The 20,835-nt window shown below is 71.3% G+C and carries 15 protein-coding genes and 1 pseudogene; 3 read left to right on the forward strand and 13 right to left on the reverse strand.

Translation table 11 applies throughout. From position 1 onward, the window contains the following. Positions 1-53: 53 nt before the first annotated feature. Positions 54-218, reverse strand: coding sequence for a hypothetical protein (locus AB0I73_RS00870; RefSeq protein WP_363032382.1), 165 nt, complete (start codon positions 216-218; stop codon positions 54-56). A gap of 356 nt (positions 219-574) precedes the next feature. On the opposite strand from AB0I73_RS00870, the gene AB0I73_RS00875 reads away from it, so the two are divergent. Continuing rightward, entirely contained in the window at positions 575-1,726 is a 1,152-nt protein-coding gene (locus AB0I73_RS00875; protein ID WP_363032384.1) for a M48 family metallopeptidase, read from the forward strand. 64 nt (positions 1,727-1,790) lie between these two features. Here AB0I73_RS00875 and AB0I73_RS00880 read toward each other — a convergent pair whose 3' ends face one another. The 5 genes from AB0I73_RS00880 to proB all read right to left on the reverse strand — a co-directional run bounded on the left by AB0I73_RS00880 (position 1,791) and on the right by proB (position 6,776). Beyond that, positions 1,791-2,861 (reverse strand): hypothetical protein, encoded by a 1,071-nt coding sequence (locus AB0I73_RS00880; protein ID WP_363032386.1) that lies wholly within the window; start codon positions 2,859-2,861, stop codon positions 1,791-1,793. Positions 2,862-2,949: 88 nt separating this feature from the next. Next, positions 2,950-3,570: a hypothetical protein gene (locus AB0I73_RS00885; RefSeq protein WP_363032388.1), complete on the reverse strand. Its 621-nt coding sequence runs from the start codon at positions 3,568-3,570 to the stop codon at positions 2,950-2,952. Between the two features lie 49 nt (positions 3,571-3,619). Next, positions 3,620-4,906, reverse strand: coding sequence for a glutamate-5-semialdehyde dehydrogenase (locus tag AB0I73_RS00890; protein WP_363032390.1), 1,287 nt, complete (start codon positions 4,904-4,906; stop codon positions 3,620-3,622). A 162-nt stretch (positions 4,907-5,068) separates the two neighbouring features. Continuing rightward, positions 5,069-5,536 (reverse strand): hypothetical protein, encoded by a 468-nt coding sequence (locus AB0I73_RS00895; protein WP_363032392.1) that lies wholly within the window; start codon positions 5,534-5,536, stop codon positions 5,069-5,071. Between the two features lie 133 nt (positions 5,537-5,669). Beyond that, positions 5,670-6,776: a glutamate 5-kinase gene (gene proB, locus AB0I73_RS00900; protein WP_363032595.1), complete on the reverse strand. Its 1,107-nt coding sequence runs from the start codon at positions 6,774-6,776 to the stop codon at positions 5,670-5,672. 234 nt (positions 6,777-7,010) lie between these two features. Between proB and AB0I73_RS00905 the strand changes: the two genes are divergently transcribed. Continuing rightward, positions 7,011-8,459 carry a polysaccharide pyruvyl transferase family protein gene (locus AB0I73_RS00905; protein ID WP_363032394.1) on the forward strand — a complete coding sequence of 483 codons (1,449 nt, stop codon included), beginning with the start codon at positions 7,011-7,013 and terminating at the stop codon, positions 8,457-8,459. A 294-nt stretch (positions 8,460-8,753) separates the two neighbouring features. Continuing rightward, on the forward strand, positions 8,754-10,805 hold the full coding sequence (locus AB0I73_RS00910; RefSeq protein ID WP_363032597.1) for a hypothetical protein: 2,052 nt from the start codon (positions 8,754-8,756) through the stop codon (positions 10,803-10,805). Between the two features lie 172 nt (positions 10,806-10,977). On the opposite strand, the gene AB0I73_RS00915 is transcribed toward AB0I73_RS00910, so the two are convergent. The 7 genes and pseudogenes from AB0I73_RS00915 to rplU form a co-directional block, all read right to left on the reverse strand. Beyond that, positions 10,978-12,207: a glycosyltransferase family 2 protein gene (locus AB0I73_RS00915; RefSeq protein WP_363032396.1), complete on the reverse strand. Its 1,230-nt coding sequence runs from the start codon at positions 12,205-12,207 to the stop codon at positions 10,978-10,980. A 228-nt stretch (positions 12,208-12,435) separates the two neighbouring features. Beyond that, positions 12,436-14,514, reverse strand: a complete 2,079-nt coding sequence (locus tag AB0I73_RS00920) for a hypothetical protein (protein ID WP_363032599.1) — start codon at positions 14,512-14,514, stop codon at positions 12,436-12,438. A 182-nt stretch (positions 14,515-14,696) separates the two neighbouring features. Next, positions 14,697-16,193, reverse strand: coding sequence for a bifunctional cytidylyltransferase/SDR family oxidoreductase (locus AB0I73_RS00925; RefSeq protein ID WP_363032398.1), 1,497 nt, complete (start codon positions 16,191-16,193; stop codon positions 14,697-14,699). Positions 16,194-16,634: 441 nt separating this feature from the next. Then, positions 16,635-18,220 (reverse strand): annotated as a pseudogene (locus tag AB0I73_RS00930) (alkaline phosphatase D family protein). 278 nt (positions 18,221-18,498) lie between these two features. Next, positions 18,499-19,935: a GTPase ObgE gene (gene obgE, locus AB0I73_RS00935; protein ID WP_363032400.1), complete on the reverse strand. Its 1,437-nt coding sequence runs from the start codon at positions 19,933-19,935 to the stop codon at positions 18,499-18,501. Between the two features lie 117 nt (positions 19,936-20,052). After that, positions 20,053-20,307 carry a 50S ribosomal protein L27 gene (gene rpmA, locus AB0I73_RS00940; RefSeq protein ID WP_057615924.1) on the reverse strand — a complete coding sequence of 85 codons (255 nt, stop codon included), beginning with the start codon at positions 20,305-20,307 and terminating at the stop codon, positions 20,053-20,055. A 14-nt stretch (positions 20,308-20,321) separates the two neighbouring features. Next, positions 20,322-20,642, reverse strand: coding sequence for a 50S ribosomal protein L21 (gene rplU, locus AB0I73_RS00945; RefSeq protein WP_109379079.1), 321 nt, complete (start codon positions 20,640-20,642; stop codon positions 20,322-20,324). Between the last annotated feature and the right edge of the window lie 193 nt (positions 20,643-20,835).

The raw sequence follows: 20,835 nt of genomic DNA on the forward strand, positions 1-20,835 counted from the left end.
CCGGCCGGCCCCGGACGGCCCGGGGCCGGTCCGGCGGCTCATGCCGGAATGATCTAGCGGTCGCGGTTGAAGCGGGTGGTGATCCACAGCAGGACCAGCAGGGCGGCCAGGACGCAGCCGCCGACAAAGTAGGGGTTGAGGCTCTCGTGGTTGCTACTGTTCGCTCCGCCCTCGGCGGCGAGGGTGACCAACTGGGCAGCGGCGCTGGGGAGGCTCATCTTCGGCAGTACCTATCGCGTGTGGGCGGGATAAAGACTTCGGCTCATCGTAAGCGGGCACCTTCCCGACGATCACCCCGACTCCGTCGTTGCGGGCCCCGCTGCCTTCCCGGGCGCCTCCCGGGCGGGCGCCGGGCCTCCACGGCGGGCACCGCGGCGGATGCCCCGGCAGGCAACCATCCCGCCCCCCGGGCCGTCCTTCCCGGGGAGCCGCACGGCTCACATCCGGTCTGCCGGTCCACGCCGTCTCCGCCTAGGCTGGGCTTCGCCCCGGGGCGGGCAGCGGGCGAAACAGGGACCGCGCAGAGGACCGGCAAGGAAACCGCGAAGGTCACACAGACGCACATGGGGGACACATGTCCGACGGCCACCAGCACAACGGGAACGAGAACGTGCCGAGCAGGCAGCGCAGGCGCTTCCCCGGGATCTCCTCGCGTGCGTACGAACACCCCGCCGACCGCTCCGCCCTGGTGGCGCTGCGCAAGCTGACCGGTTTCGACACGGTCTTCAAGGCGCTGAGCGGCCTGCTGCCCGAGCGCAGCCTGCGGCTGCTCTTCCTGTCCGACTCGGTGCGCGTCTCGGACCGGCAGTTCGCGCACCTCAACGTCATGCTGCGGGACGCCTGCTACATCCTGGACCTGGAGAAGGTCCCGCCGATGTACGTGAACCAGGACCCGACGCCGAACGCGATGTGCATCGGCCTGGACGAGCCGATCATCGTGGTCACCACGGGACTGGTCGAGCTGCTCGACGAGGAGGAGATGCGGGCCGTCGTCGGACACGAGGTCGGGCACGCGCTGTCCGGGCACTCGGTGTACCGGACCATCCTGCTGTTCCTGACGTCCCTCGCGGTGCGGGTGGCCTGGATTCCGCTGGGCAATGTCGCGATCATGGCGATCGTGACGGCGCTGCGCGAGTGGTTCCGCAAGTCGGAGCTGTCCGCGGACCGTGCGGGGCTGCTGGTCGGCCAGGACCTCCAGGCCTCGATGCGCGGCCTGATGAAGATCGCCGGTGGCAACCACCTGCACGAGATGAACGTCGACGCGTTCCTGGAGCAGGCCGAGGAGTACGACGCCGGGGGCGATCTGCGCGACTCCGTGCTGAAGATCCTCAACGTGCTGCCCCGCTCCCACCCGTTCACCACCGTGCGGGCGGCCGAGCTGAAGAAGTGGGCGGAGTCCCGCGACCACCAGCGGCTCATGGACGGCCACTACCCGCGCCGCGACGAGGACAAGGACGCCTCGGTACGGGACTCCTGGCGCGAGTCGGCGAGCAGCTACGTCGGTGACGTGAAGAACTCCAAGGATCCGTTGATGAAGCTGGTCAGCGACATCGCGGGCGGCGCCGGTGATCTGGGCGGCCGGGTCCGCCGCGGTTTCGGCGGCTTCACGTCGTCGGGGCCGTCGGGATCCTCGGGATCGAAGCCCTCGCAGGGGCCGGGTGCCTCGCCGGGCTCCGGCCCGGACTCCGGTTCCGGGGACGACCGCCCGCCGCGCGACGGCACGTGAGGCACACCTGAGGCGCAGGAGCCACGGCGGGGGCGGCCGCGGGGCCACGGGGGCGTCGCGCGCGTCACAGCCTGGGCTGCGCCCCCGCCGCCAGCGAGCCGCACAGGGCCGCGGTGCCGCCCACGGCGTAGGGGTCGGTGCCGGCGGGGCCGCCCTCCTTGGCCGTGGCGCCCGCCAGCAGGGGGCGCAGCCGGCCGGCCGAGTCCTCGGCACAGGAGAGCGGGCCGGCCTGGACGTACGAGACGGTGACCTGCGCCTGGTGCAGGCGCAGGTCCTCGCGGTCGAAGCGGAAGTGCAGCTCGCGCCGGACCGTGAACAGCGACACCTCCGCGCCCTTCCCCGCACCGGCCGGCCGCAGCGCGTACACGGAGGTGTGGTCCGCGGTGACCTCGAGGGTGGAGGGGTCGGTCTCGGCTGCCTGCAGGGTGCCCTGGACGCGGATCCTGCGGTCGGCCAGCTCCGCGCGGGAGGGGTCGAAGCGGACGAGCCATCCGGTGGGCGCGTGCCGCCCGTCGGCGGCCGGCCGCGTGAAGCTCCGGTCGAACTGCTCCTGCTGGTCGGCGTCGAGCAGGACACGTACCGAGTGGGTCTCCCCGCCGGTGAGCACCGCGGGATCGAGCGCGGACCGGACGATGTAGTCCTTCGCGGTGACCAGCGCGGTCACGACCTGCCCGTCCGAGAAGTGCGCGGTGCGCCGGGACGCCGGGAGCGGCACCCCCTCGGCACCGACGCGGAACTGCGCCGCCGGACTCCTGGCGTACAACCGTTCGGCGCTGGTGGTGCCGGGCACCTTGCCCTCGGGCTCGAGCGGGAGCACGGTCATGCGCAGGGGTTCGACCGTCTCCCCGGCGGTGGCCGCCCGGTAGGGGTGCTGTACACCCATGTAGACCGCGGTGCCGAAGGCCAGGGCGATCAGGACCACGAGCATCAGCGCCTGCCGGGACAGGCCCCGGCGGCGCCGCGGACGGCGGCGTACCGCGGGGGCGTGGTCGGTGATGCGCTCCTCGGCGGAGAACTCCTGGAGGCGGGCAGCGCGGACGAAGGACTCGTCGAAGACGACGGACCGGTACTCGTCCTCGCCGCCCGAGGGGGCACCCTCAGGAGTCCCTCCAGGGGGGTCCGCTGGCCCTGCCATATCTTCAGAGTAGGTCGCGGGGAGTCCCCGTAAACGCCCTGCCCCACGGCAAGTTCTGACAGGTTCTCACCAGGCCCGACCTCCGCTGTCAGGGGCTGGGCGGGATCACCGGGACGGTCGGCCGGGAGAAGTCGGCGGAGGCGGACGGTGTCACGCCGCCGCCCTGTTCCGGGCCGGTCGAGGCGGGCGTCGGAGCCGGGTCCTGACGGTTGGAGGAGGCCCCCCGGTAGACGGCCGAGAAGGCGAGCGCCACCATGCCGATGCCCATCACGAGGGCGAGCATCCAGGCGACCGGGCGGTGCCAGCGGACCTGTCTGCCGTACGGCCCCGGGGAGCCGTACCCGTCCTCCAGCACATCGGGGTCGTCGAAGTCGCCGTCCACGTCGCCGAAGGCGTCACCGCGGCGGTGGCGGTCGTATCCGCCGTACCCGTCTGCGTACCCCTCGTCGTACCGCTCGGTCTTCGAGCGGGTGCGGCGGGCCTCGGCCTCGGACGCCTCGGCTCTGGCCTGGGCGGCCGCCAGGAGGCGCTCGACGGCGGTCGGCTCGTGGACCACGGCCGCACCGATGAACGCCTCGTCGAAGACCACGGAGTCGAACGCGTCGTCCGACACTCCGCGGTCGTGGTCGTCGTCGGGCTCCCCGCCGTCAGGGAACGGCATGCCCCCCACGTCCTCCGGCACATCTCCAGAGTAGACCTGAGGGGTCAATTTGGGCAGACGGTATGGAAATTCATCCGTCTGCCCGAGCGGCCGTGGTTCAGCGGCGGACGTGTCCGTCGCCGGTCACGATGTACTTGGTGCTGGTCAGCTCCGGCAGGCCCATCGGCCCCCGGGCGTGCAGCTTCTGCGTGGAGATGCCGATCTCCGCGCCGAAGCCGAACTGACCGCCGTCGGTGAACCGGGTGGAGGCGTTGACGGCGACGGTGGTGGAATCCACCAACTGGGTGAACCGGCGGGCGGCCTGCTGCGAGGTGGTGACGATGGCCTCGGTGTGACCGGAGGTCCACAACCGGATGTGCTCCACGGCCCGGTCCAGGGAGTCGACGACCGCCGCGGCGATGTCGTAGGAGAGGTACTCGGTCTCCCAGTCCTCCGTGGTGGCTTCCACCACGGTCGCCTCGGAGTCCTTGGCGTACGCCATCACCCGCTCGTCGGCGTGCACGGTGACCCCTGCGTCCGCCAGGGCGTCCAGGGCGCGCGGCAGGAACACGGGGGCGATGTCCTGGTGGACCAGGAGGGTCTCGGCGGCGTTGCAGACGCCGACCCGCTGGGCCTTGGAGTTGACCAGGATCTCCACGGCGGTCTCGATGTCGGCGCCGGCGTCGACGTAGAGGTGGCAGTTGCCGGTGCCGGTCTCGATGACCGGGACGATCGACTCCTGGACGATCGTGTTGATCAGGGAGGCGCCGCCGCGCGGGATGAGCACGTCGACCAGGCCGCGGGCGCGCATCAGCTCGCGCACGCTGTCCCGGCTCTCACCGGGCACCATCTGCACGGCGTCGGCGGGCAGCCCGGCGCCGCCCACCGCGTCGCGCAGCACCCGCACCAGTGCGGTGTTCGACCGGTACGCGGAGGACGAGCCGCGCAGCAGGACCGCGTTGCCGGACTTCAGGCACAGGGCGGCGGCGTCGACCGTGACGTTGGGGCGGCCCTCGTAGACGATCCCGACGACGCCGAGCGGGACCCGGACCTGCCGCAGGTCGATGCCGTTGGGCAGGGTGGAGCCGCGGACGACCTCGCCGACCGGGTCGGGCAGCGCGGCCACGTCCCGTACGTCCGAGGCGATCGCGCGCACCCGCTCCGGGGTGAGGGTGAGCCGGTCGATCATGCCCTCGCCGATGCCCGCCTCGCGTGCCTTGGCCACGTCCTGGGCGTTGGCCTCGACGATCTCGCCCGCCCGGACCTCCAGCGCGTCCGCGATGGCGAGCAGCGCGTCGTCCTTGGCGGCACGCGGCAACGGCGCGAGGGTGGCGGCGGCGCCCTTGGCCCGGTAGGCGGCCTGGTTGACCGGGGACATCGAGTCATAAGGCGAAAGCGTGGTCATGGGGGGAAGGATAATGCGGCCGGAGAGGGTCGGGGCGGGGCAGTCGCCCCTCTGCGCCTGAACCGGCGCCGCTCTCGCGGACGTGGTGGCGCACCGTGGCGGTCGCCCCCTTGACGGTTGCGGCGCGTGATCGTCATGAGCGGCTGCGGTGCGTGGTCGGGTTCAGAACGGGTGTACCCCCACCGGGGTCGCCGGGGCCGGGCCGTGGCCCGCGGCGATGCGCTGGTGGTAGGTGGCCCGGTCGATGACCTCCAGGCCGACGATCTCCCAGGGCGGCAGGCCCGCGGTCTGCCGGTGCTCGCCCCACAGCCGCAGCGCCACGGCGGCCGCGTCGTGCAGGTCCCGGGCCTCCTCCCAGTAACGGATCTCCGCGTGGTCGTCGGCGTACCGGCTGGTCAGCAGGAAGGGGTGGTCGTGGGCGAGCTGCTCCAGGGCTCGGCGGACCTCGGCGACCGGGGCCCGGCTGCCGGAGACGCTGAGGGTGACGTGCCACAGGCGGGGGAGGTCCCGGTGCTCGCCGCCCTGGAACCGGTCTCCCGCCGCGACGCTGGTCAGGGCGCGCTCCTCGCCGGCCGCCCGGGAGCCGGCACCACCGCGGGACGCCGTCGTCCCAGGGCGTACTCGTCTCACGACGGCCTCCTTCACGCACAGGCCGGCTCTCGGGCCGGGCGGATGTGTCCCTGGAGGAAAGTTGAGCAGGCCGCCGGGCGTCATGGGGCGGTTTTGCGGAACGTCCACCGCGAGGGGCGGACGATACGGGACATTACGGGTGCAGGACCACCAGATCGTCCCTGTGTACGACCTCGCGCTCGTACGCGGGTCCGAGATCGCGGGCGAGATCGTGGGTGGAACGGCCGATCAGCCGGGGGATCTCCTTGGCGTCGAAGTTGACCAGGCCGCGGGCCACCGGCCGTCCCGCGCGGTCCCGCAGCTCGACCGGGTCACCCGCGCTGAACTCGCCCTCGACGCCCGCGATCCCGGCCGGCAGCAGCGACATGCGGCGCTCCACGACCGCGCGCACCGCGCCGTCGTCGAGGGTGAGCGCGCCCTGCGGGGTGGACGCGTGCTGGAGCCAGAGCAGCCGGTCGGCGGAGCGCCGGCCGGTGGGGTGGAAGTACGTTCCGGTGTCCGCGCCGGCGAGGGCGTCGCCCGCGTGGACGGCGCTGGTCAGCACGACCGGGACGCCCGCGGCGGCGGCGATCCGGGCGGCCTCGACCTTGGTGACCATGCCGCCGGTGCCGACACCGGCCTTCCCCGCGCTGCCGATGTCGACGTGGGCGAGGTCCTCGGGACCCCACACCTCGGCGATCCGCGAGGTGCCGGGCCGCGCGGGGTCGCCGTCGTACACGCCGTCCACGTCGGACAGCAGGACGAGCAGATCGGCGTGGACCAGGTGGGCGACGAGGGCGGCGAGGCGGTCGTTGTCGCCGAAGCGGATCTCGTCGGTGGCGACGGTGTCGTTCTCGTTGACGACCGGGAAGGCGCCCATCGCGAGCAGCTTGTCCAGGGTGCGGGAGGCGTTGCGGTGGTGAGCGCGGCGGCTCATGTCGTCGGAGGTCAGCAGCACCTGGCCGACGCGGACGCCGTAGCGGGCGAAGGAGGCCGTGTAGCGGGCCACCAGCAGGCCCTGGCCGACGCTGGCGGCGGCCTGCTGGCGGGCGAGGTCCCTGGGGCGCCGGGCGAGGCCCAGCGGGGCGAGGCCGGCGGCGATGGCACCGGAGGAGACGAGGACGAGTTCGCGCTCCCCTCCGGACCGCACTTTGGCGAGCACGTCGACGAGTGCGTCGACCCGGTCGGCGTCCAGACCGCCCGCCGCGGTGGTCAACGAGGAGGATCCGACCTTGACGACGATCCTGCGGGCCTCGCCCACGGCCTGCCTTGCCCGTGCCACCTGGTGTTCCGTCCCCTCGTGTCGGCCATGGGGCCCGTCCCGTGCCGGCCATGGGGCCCGTTCGGCAATCTACGCGAGACGGGGCGGGGCACGCCTGCCGGTCCAGGTTCCGGACACCCCCGCGTAACCGCTCCCTCACGGAGCGCCGATGTGAAAAAGGTTGCTTTGGTTGCCCGTAGAAATTAAAGCTTCCGGAAACATATTGTGAACGGCGTGTCACCCAACGCTCGCCGCATACAGCGCATCCTCCTCAGATCGGGGAAGAGCCCCTACGACGTCGTGCCGGTGGAGGAGGCCCTCCATCGCGACGTCTTCGCCAGCAACGCAGGCAACCTGATCTTCAGCGACGCCACGCACAAGATCCTCGAGACGCCGCGGACCACGGTGGTGTCCAACGGCATCCGAACCGACGGCACCCCTCCGGGCCGCATCAACGAGGAGTACGACGCGTTCGTCGTGCCGCTCGCCAATGCCTTCCGGCCGTCGTTCGAGGCAAGCCTGCGCCGACTGACCCGGCTCATCAGCCAGTTGAAGATTCCCGTGGTCGTCGTCGGCGTCGGCGCGCAGACGGGGCTCGACTACGACCCGGCGCGGCTGAAGCCGATGGAGCCCGCGGTACGCGAGTTCGTCTCCGCCGTGCTGGACCGCAGCGCCTCGATCGGTGTGCGCGGCGAGTTCACCGAGAAGTACCTCAACGACCTCGGTTTCAAGGACGTCGAGGTCATCGGCTGTCCCTCGCTGTTCATGTACGGCAAGGAACTCGCGGTACAGAAGCGGACGCAGGAGCTGACCGCCGACTCCCGGATCGCGATCAACGGCTCGCACAGCGCGGTGCGCAGCCAGGGGCTGGGCCAGGTCATCACCCGGGCCCACGCCCGCTACCCGAACCTGCGGTTCATAGGCCAGAACCTCAGCGACGCACTGCAGTTGCACTGGCGGGACCTGTCCGACCCGAACGGGAAGGTCACCGGGATGCCGACGCATCCCGACCACCCGATGTACCGGGAGGACAAGGTCCGCGTCTACATCGACCCGGTGACCTGGATCGATGATCTGCGGGACTTCGACTTCTCCTTCGGTTCCCGCATCCACGGCAACATCGCGGCGCTGCTCGCCGGTACGCCCGCGACCGTGCTCTGCTCGGACTCGCGCACGCTGGAGCTGTGCCGCTACTTCGAGATCCCGCACCGCACGCTCGACAAGCTCTCCGGGGCCCCCGAGGAAACCGACCCGGCGCGGCTGTACGAGGAGACCGACCTCAGCGGGCTGACCGGCAACCACCACGAGCGGTTCGAGCGGTTCACCTCGTTCCTGGACCGCAACGGGCTGGACAACACGTTCTCGCACGGCGACGGCGGCGCGGCCCACGAGGAGCGGATGCGCTCGCTGGACTTCCCCGGCGGCGTCCGCCCGTGGCTCGACACCGACCCGGCCGCGCTCATCGCGCGTTTCGGCTGGCTGCACACCCGGGTCAGCCAACTGACCGCGGACAACGCCAAGTTGAAGAAGGAGCTGGCCGGCGTCAAGGCCAGGGCGAAGACCGGGGCCAAGACCGCCGGGAAGACCACCGTGGTCGCCCCCGCGTCCGGCTCGGTGTACCGCAGGGCCCGCCGGGTGGTGGGCCGCCCCCTGCGCCGAGCCCTGCAGGGCGGGCGGAACTGACGGCGGCGGCCCGGGAAAACCACCCGGGCCGCCCTTGGAGCCCGTCCGGCGGATCCCGCCGGACGGGCTCGTACGTCCAACGGTCACTCCACCCTTAGTGGACACGCGCGTGTCGTCCGGACGTCGGTACGCGTTAACCCGTGCGTCCGTCTCCGCGACGCGCTTTGGAGTGACCGCGTGCCCCTGTCCCTGTCCCGCCGGCGGTTCCCGGCGGGGATCCGCCCACACCGTGCCTCGCCCCGCACCCCCGGCCCCGCCTCCGGGCGTCCGCCCGGCGGCCCGGCCGTCGCCAAGGTGACGGCGGCGGCCGTGCTGGTCGGCGCCCTCGTGGCGCAGGCCGCGGCGGCCCTGCTCCCGAACATCCCGCTGCTGCTCGCCTCGACCGCCGTCTGCCTGGCGGTCGAGGGCGTGCTGTACCGGTGGCAGCCCGGCACGCTGTCACTGCTGGCCAAGTCGCACGCGGACATCACCGTCCGCCACGTACTGCGGGATCTGCTCCTGGTGGTGGGTCTGCTGCGACTCGGGGAGAACGACCGGGAGTCGCAGTACGCGTGGCTCGTCGCCGGCCTGCTCGCCTTCTACGCGCTGCACTGCGCGATCCAGGCGGTGTCCGTGCTGGTCCGCCGCACCCGCACGCTGCCCGTGGTGACCCGGAACATCGACGCCTCGGCCCTGCGCCTGACCCGCGCCCCGGCCGCGCTGCTGCGCCACCCCGGCCACCGGCTGCTGCTCCTCGGCCTGCCCACGACGGCCGGCCTGGCCTCGACGGCGGTGACCCGGACCCCCCTGCCCGCGGTGACCGGGATCGCGCTGTCGCTGGCACTCGCGGCGGCGGGCCTGGGCGCACTGCTGCTGCGCCTGCTGCCCTCCCGGCGCCCGGCGGGCGAACAGGAGGTACTCGACTGGTTCGACGCCTGGCTGGCCGACTACCGGCCCACGGTCGGCCTGTACTTCTCCGGCGGGGTCTCCTCCGCCTACCAGGCGAACATGTGGCTGGAGACGATGAGCAGGCTCGACGGCCGGCCGGTGATCGTCCTGCGCGAGCGGTTCATGGTGGCGAAGATCGCGGCGACCGACATCCCGGTCGTGTGCCTGCCGAAGGTGTCCACCCTGATGCGGCTCGAGCGCTCCTCACTGCGGGTCCTCATCCACCCGTCGAACTCCGGCAAGACCTCGCAGGTGCTGCGCATCCCCACGATCAAGCACGCCTTCGTCAACCACGGCGAGAGCGACAAGCTGTCGTCCTGCAATCCGTACGCGAAGGCCTACGACGAGGTGTGGGTGGCCGGTCCCGAGGCACGTGAGCGGTACGCGCGGGCCGAGGTGGGGGTCGAGGACAAGGACGTGGTGGAGATCGGCCGTCCCCAGCTGGACGCCGTGCGCCCGTACGCGGGCCCACCGGCCGGTCCGTACACCACGGTGCTGTACGCGCCGACCTGGGAGGGCTGGGACGGCAACCCGGGCAACACCTCGGTGCTCGCGGCCGGGGAGAACATCGTACGGGCGCTGCTCGCGGACCCGGGCGTACGGCTGCTGTACAAGCCGCACCCGCTGACCGGCTCGGTGGATCCGCGGACGGGCGCCGCCGACCGGCGCGTCCGGGAGCTGATCCGGGCGGCGAACCGGGAACGGTCCGCGGGAGCCGCCCGGCCCACGCGTTCCACCTCGGAACTGGACCGGCTCACCGCGGAGCTGGACCGGCTCACGGCGGCCGACGTCCGCCCGAGTGCCGACCAGGTCGAGCGGATGCTGGCGCAGTCCGCCCCGCCGCCGGGCCGGGCCGAGGCGGTGAGGAGGGCCACGGCGGCCTGGGAGGAGGCGTACTGGGCGTCGCTGCCGGAGGGGGAGCACCAGATCGTCACCGGCGTACGGCCCGCCCTGTACGCCTGCTTCGACGTCGCCGACCTGCTGATCAGCGATGTGTCGAGCGTCATCAGCGATTTCCTGGCCAGCGGCAAGCCGTACGCGGTGGCGAACACCGGCGGGCTGTCCGAGGAGGCGTTCCGAGCGGAGTTCCCGACGGTGGCGGCGGCGACCGTACTGACGCCGGACGCGGGCGGGGTGCCGGCCCTGCTGGAGTCGGTCCGGCATCCGGAGAAGGACGAACGGGCGGATGCCCGCGCGGAGTTGAAACTGAGGCTGCTGGGCCCCGACGAGCCGACGGCCCAGGACCGCTGCAACGCGGCCCTGCGCGCCCTGTCCACGGCCGCGCTGCACCACAGGACGCGTGTGTCCCCTCTCCTCCCGGAGGCCCTGCTCCCCGCCCCACGCCAGAACCCCGAAACCCACCCGGGAGCCGGCCCCGGAGCCGGAGCCGACACCGGAGCCCGGGGCGGTCAGGGGTAGGGCCTGTCCGGCGGACCAGGGCGCAGGAAATCAACGGTGCCTCATCGGCGCGGGTGGGCAGGAGCGATGGGGCCCCTCCCGCTCATGGGGGTCCCCCTGCTCGAAGAGCTCGGGGGGGCGCGCCAGGCCCCGCGTCTGCGGCATGACCCACCGGACAGGTCCCAGGGCGGTGTCATGCCGCCGTCGGGGTCTTCGGCTCCGGGGCGGGCCTCCCGGGCGAGGTCAGCAGGTGGCGGGCCCGGTGGGCGGCGCGGCGCAGGACGGTGGCCGGGCCGCCCTCGCGGTAGCCGGGGAAGGCGCGGGCCTCCCGGGACGAGGCGAGGTAGACGGAGTCGGGGATGCCCGCCGCACGGTCACGGAAGTGCGGATACACGAGGTAGACGCGTCGGCCCCGCCGCGCCAGCAGGGCCGGCGCTTGCTTCCTCGCCGCCGTGAACTTCACCGCGTCGAGGAGGAGTTCGAGCCGCTGTTCGGCCACCAGGTGCAGCCTCAGCCGTTCCTCGACCTTCAGGTGCCGGGCGACGTCGTCGCTCCAGTGGGCGTCCATCAGGGGCTTCGCCAGCTCCAGCTTGTGCCGCCGCACCCGGTCGCTGTCCTTGAGGAAGCGGGGGCCGAACTGTGGGAGCAGGGTGACGGTCAAGGGCCGCAACATGAGCCGGTCGCGCCGGGGGCCCTCGGGGACGAGGTCGGCGATCAGGTCCGTCAGGCGGCGGGCCGAGTCGAAGCGCAGGGTGTAACTCCCGCTCTTGGTCACGTGCTTGCCGTCGTCACGGCCCACCAGGTAGTAGCAGGTGTAATCGGCGATCACGGAAACGCCGTTCGCCCTGAGGTACGCCTCCATGGTGAACAGCGCGTCCTCACCGGTGAACAGCGACTCGTCGAACCGTATGCCGTGCCGGACGAGTAACTCGCGGCGGAACAGCTTCTGCGCGCTGAGCGTGTACTTGATGTTGGAGGAGTGGACGTCCGTACGCTCCAGTGTGCGGCCCCACATGGACTTCGGGGCGCCCCGGTTGACGCCTTCGACCCGGCCGAGGACCACGTCGGTGCCGGCCCGGTCGGCCATGGCGACCATCCGCTGCAGGGCCTCGTGGCCCAGCCGGTCGTCGGCGTCCAGGAAGAAGACGTACCGCCCGGTGGCCTTGCCCAGGCCGATGTTGCGCGGGCCGCTGGGACCGCCCGAGTTCGCCTGCCGGATCACGGTGACCGGCATGGGCGCACGGCCCGCGAACTCCTCCAGGCACTCCCCCGTGCCGTCCGTCGAGCCGTCGTCGACGGCGATGACCTCGATGCGCTCCGGGTCGATGGTTTGTGCCTCCAGCGAGGCGAGGCACTCGACCAGATACGGCATCGCCTCGTACGCCCCGATGACCACGGTGACATCAGGCTGCGCCACGGTCACGTTCCCCCCTTGTCGCAGGACATTTCCCTCGTATCGCCTCATTCGCTACTTGTTAGACGGGCGTTCGGGGTGAGGGGTTGCCTCGAACGGCCCTTCAAGTGACCTATGTCATAAGGGAGTTCGGTCGACCGCGGGCCGACACGACAGGCTCGGCCCCCGAGGAGTCGCTCCTCGGGGGCCGAGCCTGTGGGGTGTTCGAGTGGGTGCCCGGCGGGTGCCCGGAGCGGGTCAGCCCGCCCCGGCGCCCTCCGTCTCGCCGGTCACCGACGCCGCCTGCGCGGGCAGCGCGTCCGCCGGCTCCACGTCCGGTCCGCCGACCGCGGTCCGGGACTCCTGGCCGAGGTTGCGCGTCTCGGCCTTCCGGGCGAGTCGGCCCACCGCGCTGTTGAACTGGTCGATGGACTTCGGCTCGTCCGGGCCCAGCAGGTAGCGCTTGAGCTCGCCCCGCTCCGCGGCCAGCGGATCGCTCTCGGGCGCCCGGACGGCAGCGAGCAGCTCGTCGAGTCCGGCCGCGTCGTTGGACAGGATCACCGCGGCGCGCACCGCCGTGTTCTGCCGCTTGAACTCCTCCGCCCCCAGCCCGGCGGAGTCGGTCACCGCGTACGGCTTGCCGCTGGCGATGAAGTCGGAGACGACACTGGAGATGTCGGAGACCATCGCGTCGGAGACGTTGAAGCAGTCGTACAGGCGCGGCTGGGGGCCCGTGATGACGCGGTGCTCCCAGTCGGGGAAGGAACGCCAGTACGCGGTGTTCCACTCGGTGCGCAGCCGGGCGGCCTCCTCGTGCCGAGCCACGTCGACCAGGCCGTCGCGGCTGGTCTCGGCCTCGTCGCCGCCCCCGGCGCCGTCGGTCAGCTCGGCCAGCCGGGCCTCGATGCGCGTCAGCTCGGCCGCGGCCCGCTCCTGGGCCGCCGTGTCCGCGGTGTAGCGGGGGTCGGCGGCGCGCTCGGCGGTGGCCTTCTCGATCAGCGCGGTGATCCGCTGGTGGGCGGCCTTGGCCTGCGCGCTGCGGGTTCCGGTGAACGGGTGGGGCTTGTAGAGCACACGGACCGCGGGGTCGGCCGCGACCAGCCGCTTCACGATGTTCTCACCGGCCAGCAGGATCGAGGTGTTGCCGGGGTTGTCGTCCCAGCCCTCCCAGGTGGGGGCGTACAGGACCGTCGGACGGTGCCCGTCGGCGGCTTCGCCGCGGGCGCCCTCGATGGGAGCCAGCTGGGGGCGCCCGACCTCGACGATGTCGTCGTCGCGGACGCCGACGTCGGCGATGGCGTAGCGGTCGCGGCCCGCGCGGCCGGCCGTCCACACCTCGTCGTAGACCTTGCTGTACGGGTTCACGCTGGCGATCTTGTCGCTGTCGCCGTGGCCGATGAAGACGTGCTTCATGGTGGGCACGCGCAGCAGGTGGATGTTCTTGCCGACGTTCGCCGCGTACAGCGCGACGCGCACCGTGGACAGGTCCAGGTTCATCAGGTGCACCCCTCCGGGCACGCAGATGACGGGGACCGTGGTGGGGGCCAGGTTGCTCAGTATGACCCGCTCGCGCAGGATGATCAGCGGACGGGTGTCCAGCTGCTCCATGGTCTCCAGCCACATGTTGACCTGGTAGGCGGAGTCCTTGGAGCCGGAGAAGTACAGCACGGTCTCCGGCCGGTAGTCGCTCAGCCAGCTGTCGACCGCTTCCAGCACCTTCTCGGCGTTCGGCGGTGTCCGCCGGCCCCGCACGTAGGGCACCAGGGCCAGCACGTACAGGATGCCCAGGAGCACCGTGGCTCCGATGCCGACGAAACCGATGACGGCCGAGTCCAGCGCCGCGGCGACCAGTATGCCGACGACCGCCGCGAGGTCGAGGTGGAGCATCTTCTCGGCGGCGCGGTGCATCAGTGCGCGCGGCGGCGCGTCCGGGATGCGGACGCGGGAGGCCAGGTCGATGTTGCGGGTGGCCACCGGCATGCGTCGGCGGTTGCGGATCAGCGTGGTCAGCGCGCCGTGCGGGGCCTGAAGACCGTAGAAGGCGATGAAGCAGGCGATCGCCCCGTAGTAGATCAGGTTGTCCGCGAGCGACAGACGGGCCAGCAGCAGGATCAGCAGCAGCTGCCGGATCAGGAAGCGGATCGACAGGCCCGCCCGCACCTTGCTGAGGCGGTTGACCAGGTAGCTGCCCCTGTGGTGCAGGTAGTGGTCCGCCAGGTACGTCACGGCGGCCGCTGCCGCGAAGGCGGGGACGCTCGGGACGAGCGCGGCCAGCATGAGGCAGGGGAAGGCCAGCATCATGACGACCGCTGCGACCAGTTCGGCCGCGCTGCCCACCCGGGCGACGCGAATAGCGGTGGATATCAACGGATGAACCTGCTCTTGGAGGGTGAGTGCCGGTTTGTGCCTATGGGTAATGCGTGGGCGAAGGATTCAGGCCCCCGCGAACACCCGCGCGCGAACTGCGTGAACGGGGGCCGCAGAGGCCTGAATTACCGGAGTCTATTTGCCGCCAATTATTACACGCCGTCCTGACGATCCAGCACCGACGCGAGTGCCTGCTCGAATCCGGTGGCACGGGCCGCGCCCGCGGTCGGGTCCTGCTGCCGTACGTCGATGACATGGCCGGTGAGCTCGGAGAGCAGCACGTCCAGGGAGGTGCGGGCCACCGCCTCGGAGGACAGCAGGCTGCCCGCGGGCTCCTGGCCGAAGGCCTTGGTGCGCATCGGCGTGGCAGTGCGCTCCGGGTTGACGCAGTTGACGCGCACTCCGTCGCCGGCCCACTCGTCGGACAGGGCCTGGGTGAGGTTCACCATCGCGGCCTTGGTCGAGGAGTAGAGGCTGTACTCGGCGCGTCCGCGGGTGTAGCTGCTGGAGGTGTAGAGCAGCAGCTGCCCCTTCGTCTCGGCGAGGTACTTGTACGCGGACCGGGCGATCTGCACCGGGGCCAGGTAGTTGACCTTCAGCGCCTCCTCGATGGTGGCGTTGTCGGTCTCGGCCAGCTTCCCGATGCGCAGCACACCCGCCGTGTTGACGACGTAGTCGATGCGGCCGGTCTCCGCGTACGCCTTGGACAGCGCGTCGTCGACCTCCTCCGGGTTCTCGACGTGGGTGCCGGTGGTGGACCGTCCGAGCGGGTACACGGTGGCGCCGTAGGACTCGGCGAGGTCGCAGACGTCCTTGCCGATGCCGTAGGAACCGCCGAAGACGACGAGGGTCTTGCCGGTGAGCAGTTCGCGGTAGGCCTCTTCGCCGATCTGCTCGGGCGCCGCCGTGGAGGCGAGCTGGAACAGCTTGTCGGCGATGAAGACGTCGACGGGCTGGGTGACCTTCATGTTGTACTCGTCACCCGCGACGACGTGGATCGGCACGTCGGGCAGGTACTTGAGCACGACGGAGCAGTCGTCCGTGGCCTGGAAGTTGGGGTCACCGGCGGCGACCTCGTAGGCGCGGCGGATCGTGGACAGCTTGAAGGCCTGCGGGGTCTGGCCGCGGCGCAGCCGGGAGCGGTCCGGGATCTCGGTGATGAACTCGCCGTCGTCGCCGTGCGTCCGCGTGACGATGATGGTGTCCGCGGACGGGATGGCCACGTCGACGGCCTGGTAGCGCTCCAGGGCGCTCACGCAGTCGTCGATGACGCGCTGTGACAACAGGGGGCGGACGGCGTCGTGGAAGAGGACGTTGCGGTCCTCCCCCTCGGCCAGGCCCTCGCCGAGGACCGAGATGGCCCGCTCGGTGGTCTCGTTCCGTGTCGAGCCGCCCTCGATGACCCGGGTGACCTTCGTGAAACCCGCCTTGGCGACGATCTTCTCGACGTCGGACACGTAGCCCGGCGCCATCAGCACGACGATGTCGTCGATCGAGTCGGCGTTCTCGAAGGTGGTCAGGGTGTGCTCGATGACTGCCTTGCCGGCGATCTTCAGCAGTTGCTTGGGGATCGACAGACCCACCCGCTGGCCGGTGCCACCGGCCAGAATCACTGCGGTGGTACGGGGCTTGGCTATGTGCTGTGACACAGGTGACCTACCTTGGGCATCAGGGAACTGCAAAATGGTCCCACTTGTGGTTACCGCAATGCAAGGTGAGCGACCTTCGTCGCATATGTGCGCGCCACCTGTCATTCACCTGGGATCCCCAGGTGGTCGGCACCGGCTCCCCCGGGCGCCCCGGAAATCCCTGTGAGTAACTGCACAGGTCACCGGCCTGCCGCGGCGGGCGTCCCGGGCGGGCACGGCGGCGGGCCGGGGCGCGGCCGGCGGCGGCGCCCCGGCCCGGGAACCGCGGATCTTCACCCGTCGAGGGCAGGACTGCACCATTTCTTCATATTCGGGAGCACCGCAAAGGATGAAGCGCCCGACAACCAGAAATTCGTCTGGTCCGCCCGCTCTTTGCGGGGGAATTCCATATGAAGATCCGGCGGTTTTCGGTATCGACGGGGGCGGGACGACGGCCGGTGGTCACACCAGGTGGACGCCGGGGCGGCCCGCCTCCACCCGCAGCCGGGCCAGTGTGCGCGGTGTGGCCCGCGGCTGCACCACGGTGTCCACCACCCGCACCCGTGCGTCGATGCCCTCGCGGCGCACGTCGAACAGGTGGTAGCCGCGGTGGGCGTCGAGCAGCTTCCAGTGCGGGTTGTCCGCGCGCCGCGGGTCCCACTGCTCGCGGAAGGCGGCCTGGTCCTGGTCGCCGTTGCTGGAGATGGAGGTGCCGACGAACTCGGCGCCCACGACGGCGGACTTCGGGTCGGCGAAGTCCGCCTTGAGGTCGCTGACCATCGTGAGGTGGCGGTCGCCGGTGAGCACGACGGGGTTGCTCACCCGCCGGAACTCCTGCAGCAGCGTGTTCCGTTCGGCCTGGTAGCCGTCCCAGGCGTCGTAGAACCAGAGCTTGCCGGGACCGACCTGGAGGTCCGTCTCGGCCATCATGATCTGGGAGGCGATCAGGTTCCAGCGGGCGGGCGAGTGGCGCAGCCCGTCGACCAGCCACCGCTTCTGGGCGGCGCCGAGCATGGTCAGCGCGGGGTCCTGGGCGCCTTCCTGGCTGGTCGCCTGGTCGCTGCGGTACTGCCGGGTGTCCAGCACGTTGAGCCGGGCCAGCCGGCCGAACTCCAGCCGGCGGTACATCCGGATGTGCGGACCGTTCGGGACGGCGCTCGCGCGTACCGGCATGTGCTCGTAGTACGCCTGGTAGCCCGCCGTCAGCCGGGCCGTGAACGCGTCGTGCGACTGCTTGTCGGGGTCCTGCGGGATCTCGCCGGCGAAGTCGTTGTCGATCTCGTGGTCGTCGAAGGTGACCACGAAGGGCGCGTTCGCGTGCATGGCCGCGAGGTCCGGGTGGGAGCGGTACTGGGCGTACCGGTTGCGGTACTGGGTCAGGCTGTACGGCTCCCCGGACCCCTCGTGGCGGCGCACGCCGGTCGCCGACGGGTTGGACTCGTAGATGTAGTCGCCGACGAACACGACGACGTCCGGGTCCTGTTCCAGCATGTCGGCGTACGGCGTGAAGTAGCCGTGCTGCCAGTTCTGGCAGGAGGCGAGCGCGATCCGCAGCCTGCCGCCCGCGCTGCGCGCCGGGGGCGCGGTACGGGTGCGGCCGGTGCGCGAGAGCTGCCCTTCGGCGCGGAAGCGGTACCAGTACCGGGTGTCGGGACGCAGACCGCGCACGTCGACGTGGACGCTGTGCCCGTGGGCGGGCCTGGCCCACGCGGTGCCCCGGCGGACGACCTTCTTGAAGCGGGCGTCCTGGGCGAGCTGCCACTCGACGGGCACCGGGAGGTCCGGCATGCCCCCGCCGTTCAGGGGGTCGGGAGCGAGCCGGGTCCACAGCACGATCCCGTCGGGATGGGGGTCCCCCCACGCCTTCAAGGCAGTGGGGGAGGATCGCCGGAGGCGACACCGAGGCTGAACACCCCGTCGGGCAACGTTTTCCGCTCCGCGGCCCGAACGGTGGCCGGCAGCCACAGCTGGGCGGAGGCCGCGGCGCCGAGTACGGCGGCGCCGGTGGTCAGAACGCGTCGGCGGTCGGGCGAAACTGTTCCGGACATCGGTGAACTCCCCTGCCTCGCAAGCGTCTTGGACACGGGGAAGCCCGCCGTCCGGGAGGTCGGGGCACTGAACACGACGGTGCACGTGCATGACAAAAAGAAAGACAACGGAAGACCCGCCCCGGCACGGGAACATCGCGTTGCCCGGGCAGGTCCTGAAGGTGAGCGGCGGACGACGGGGCCGCGGGGCCGACCGACCGGTCCGGTCACCCTGATCCGTCAGGAGCGTGCCGCGAGCCCGGCACGCTCCACACGACAGGCCCTGGGACCTGTCCGGCCTAGAACGGCTTGAAGTCGCCGTACTCCCGCTCGGCCTCGTCCCGTTCGGCCTGCCGCTCGCGGCGTCGCTGGACAGCCGGGCGGGGCGCCTCGAAGCGGTGGTCCTCGCCGCGCCGGCCGAGCATCTCCGCACCGGCGGTCACCGTCGGCTCCCAGTCGAAGACGACCGCGTTGTCCTCGGGGCCGATGGCGACACCGTCGCCGGACCGGGCGCCGGCCTTCACCAACGCGTCCTCCACACCGACCCGGTTGAGCCGGTCGGCGAGGTAACCGACGGCCTCGTCGTTGTTGAAGTCGGTCTGGCGGACCCAGCGTTCGGGCTTCTCGCCGCGCACCCGGAACAGTCCGTCGTCCTCGCGGGTGACGGTGAACCCGGAGTCGTCCACGGCCTTGGGCCGGATGACAATGCGGGTCGCCTCCTCCTGCGGCCTGGCGGCCCGCGCCCGGGCCACCGACTCGGCGAGCGCGAACGACAGTTCCCGCAGCCCGAGGTGGGCGACGGCGGACACCTCGAAGACGCGGTAGCCGCGTGCCTCCAGGTCGGGCCGGACCATCTCGGCGAGGTCCTTGCCGTCCGGTACGTCGGTCTTGTTGAGGACGACGATGCGGGGGCGGTCGTCGAGGCCGCCGTACTGCCGCAGTTCCTCCTCGATGATGTCGAGGTCGGAGAGGGGGTCGCGGTCCGACTCCAGCGTCGCGGTGTCCAGCACGTGCACGAGCACGCTGCACCGCTCCACGTGCCGCAGGAACTCGAGCCCCAGGCCCCTGCCCTGGCTGGCGCCCGGGATGAGCCCCGGCACGTCGGCGATGGTGTAGACGGTCGACCCGGCGGTGACGACGCCCAGGTTGGGCACGAGGGTGGTGAACGGATAGTCGGCGATCTTGGGCTTGGCCGCGGAGAGCACGGAGATCAGCGAGGACTTCCCCGCGCTCGGATACCCGACCAGCGCCACGTCGGCGACGGTCTTCAGCTCCAGGACGATGTCCTGCAGCTCCCCCGGCACACCGAGCAGCGCGAAACCGGGCGCCTTGCGCCGCGCGGAGGCGAGGGCGGCGTTCCCGAGCCCGCCCCGGCCACCCTGGGCGGCGACGTACGAGGTCCCGTTGCCGACCAGGTCGGCGAGCACGTTGCCCGCCTTGTCGAGGACGACGGTCCCGTCCGGCACCGGCAGGACCAGGTCCTGACCGTCCTTGCCGCTGCGGTGGCCGCCCTCGCCGGGCTTGCCGTTGGTGGCCTTGCGGTGCGGGGAGTGGTGGTACTCGAGGAGCGTGGTCACGGACTGGTCGACGGTCAGGACGACATCGCCGCCCCGCCCGCCGTTCCCGCCGTCCGGTCCGCCCAGCGGCTTGAACTTCTCACGGTGGACGGAGGCACAGCCGTGGCCTCCGTTACCCGCGGCGACATGCAGTTCGACGCGGTCCACGAAGGTGGTCATGGGGGGTGCCTCCAGAGACAGTGCGGTGTACGTGTGTACGTGTTTCCTGGTCAACACGCGAAAGGCGGACCCGCCTTCCCGCCAGGGAAGTGAGGTCCGCCTCGCGAAAGCTTCCGATCAGGCGACCGGAACGATGTTCACGACCTTGCGGCCACGGCTGGTGCCGAACTGCACCGAACCGGCCTCCAGGGCGAACAGCGTGTCGTCGCCACCACGACCGACGCCGGCGCCGGGGTGGAAGTGGGTGCCGCGCTGGCGGACGAGGATCTCACCCGCGTTGACGACCTGACCGCCGAAGCGCTTCACGCCGAGCCGCTGGGCATTGGAGTCGCGACCGTTCCGGGTGGACGATGCGCCCTTCTTGTGTGCCATCTCTCCTCAGTCCCTTACTTCGCAGCCGTGGGGATCTCAGTGACCTTGATCGCCGTGTACTGCTGGCGGTGGCCCTGACGACGGCGGTAGCCGGTCTTGTTCTTGTAGCGCAAAATGTCGATCTTCTGGCCCTTGTGGTGGTCCACGACCTCGGCCTGGACCTTGACACCGGCCAGCACCCACGGGTCGCTGGTCACGGCCTCGCCGTCGACGAGGAGCAGGGTCGAGAGCTCGACCGTGTCGCCGACCTTGGCGGTGGAAATCTTGTCAACCTCAACGATGTCGCCGACAGCAACCTTGTGCTGGCGACCACCGCTGCGCACGATGGCGTACACGCGGATCTCTCTCTCACTCGATGAACGGCACCCCGCAGGCCAGCCGCCCGACAGATACACGGGCAACCTCTCCCGAGCCGACCCGCGCCCGGGAGGAAGAGGTTTACGGGGATGTGGCGTCCCGATGGACACGCCGACGGTCAAGGTTACGAGGACACGCCCCGACCGGTCAAACCGGGCCCGGTCGATCGGT

The organism is Streptomyces sp. NPDC050388 (genome assembly GCF_040655635.1).
Lineage (GTDB): Bacteria > Actinomycetota > Actinomycetes > Streptomycetales > Streptomycetaceae > Streptomyces.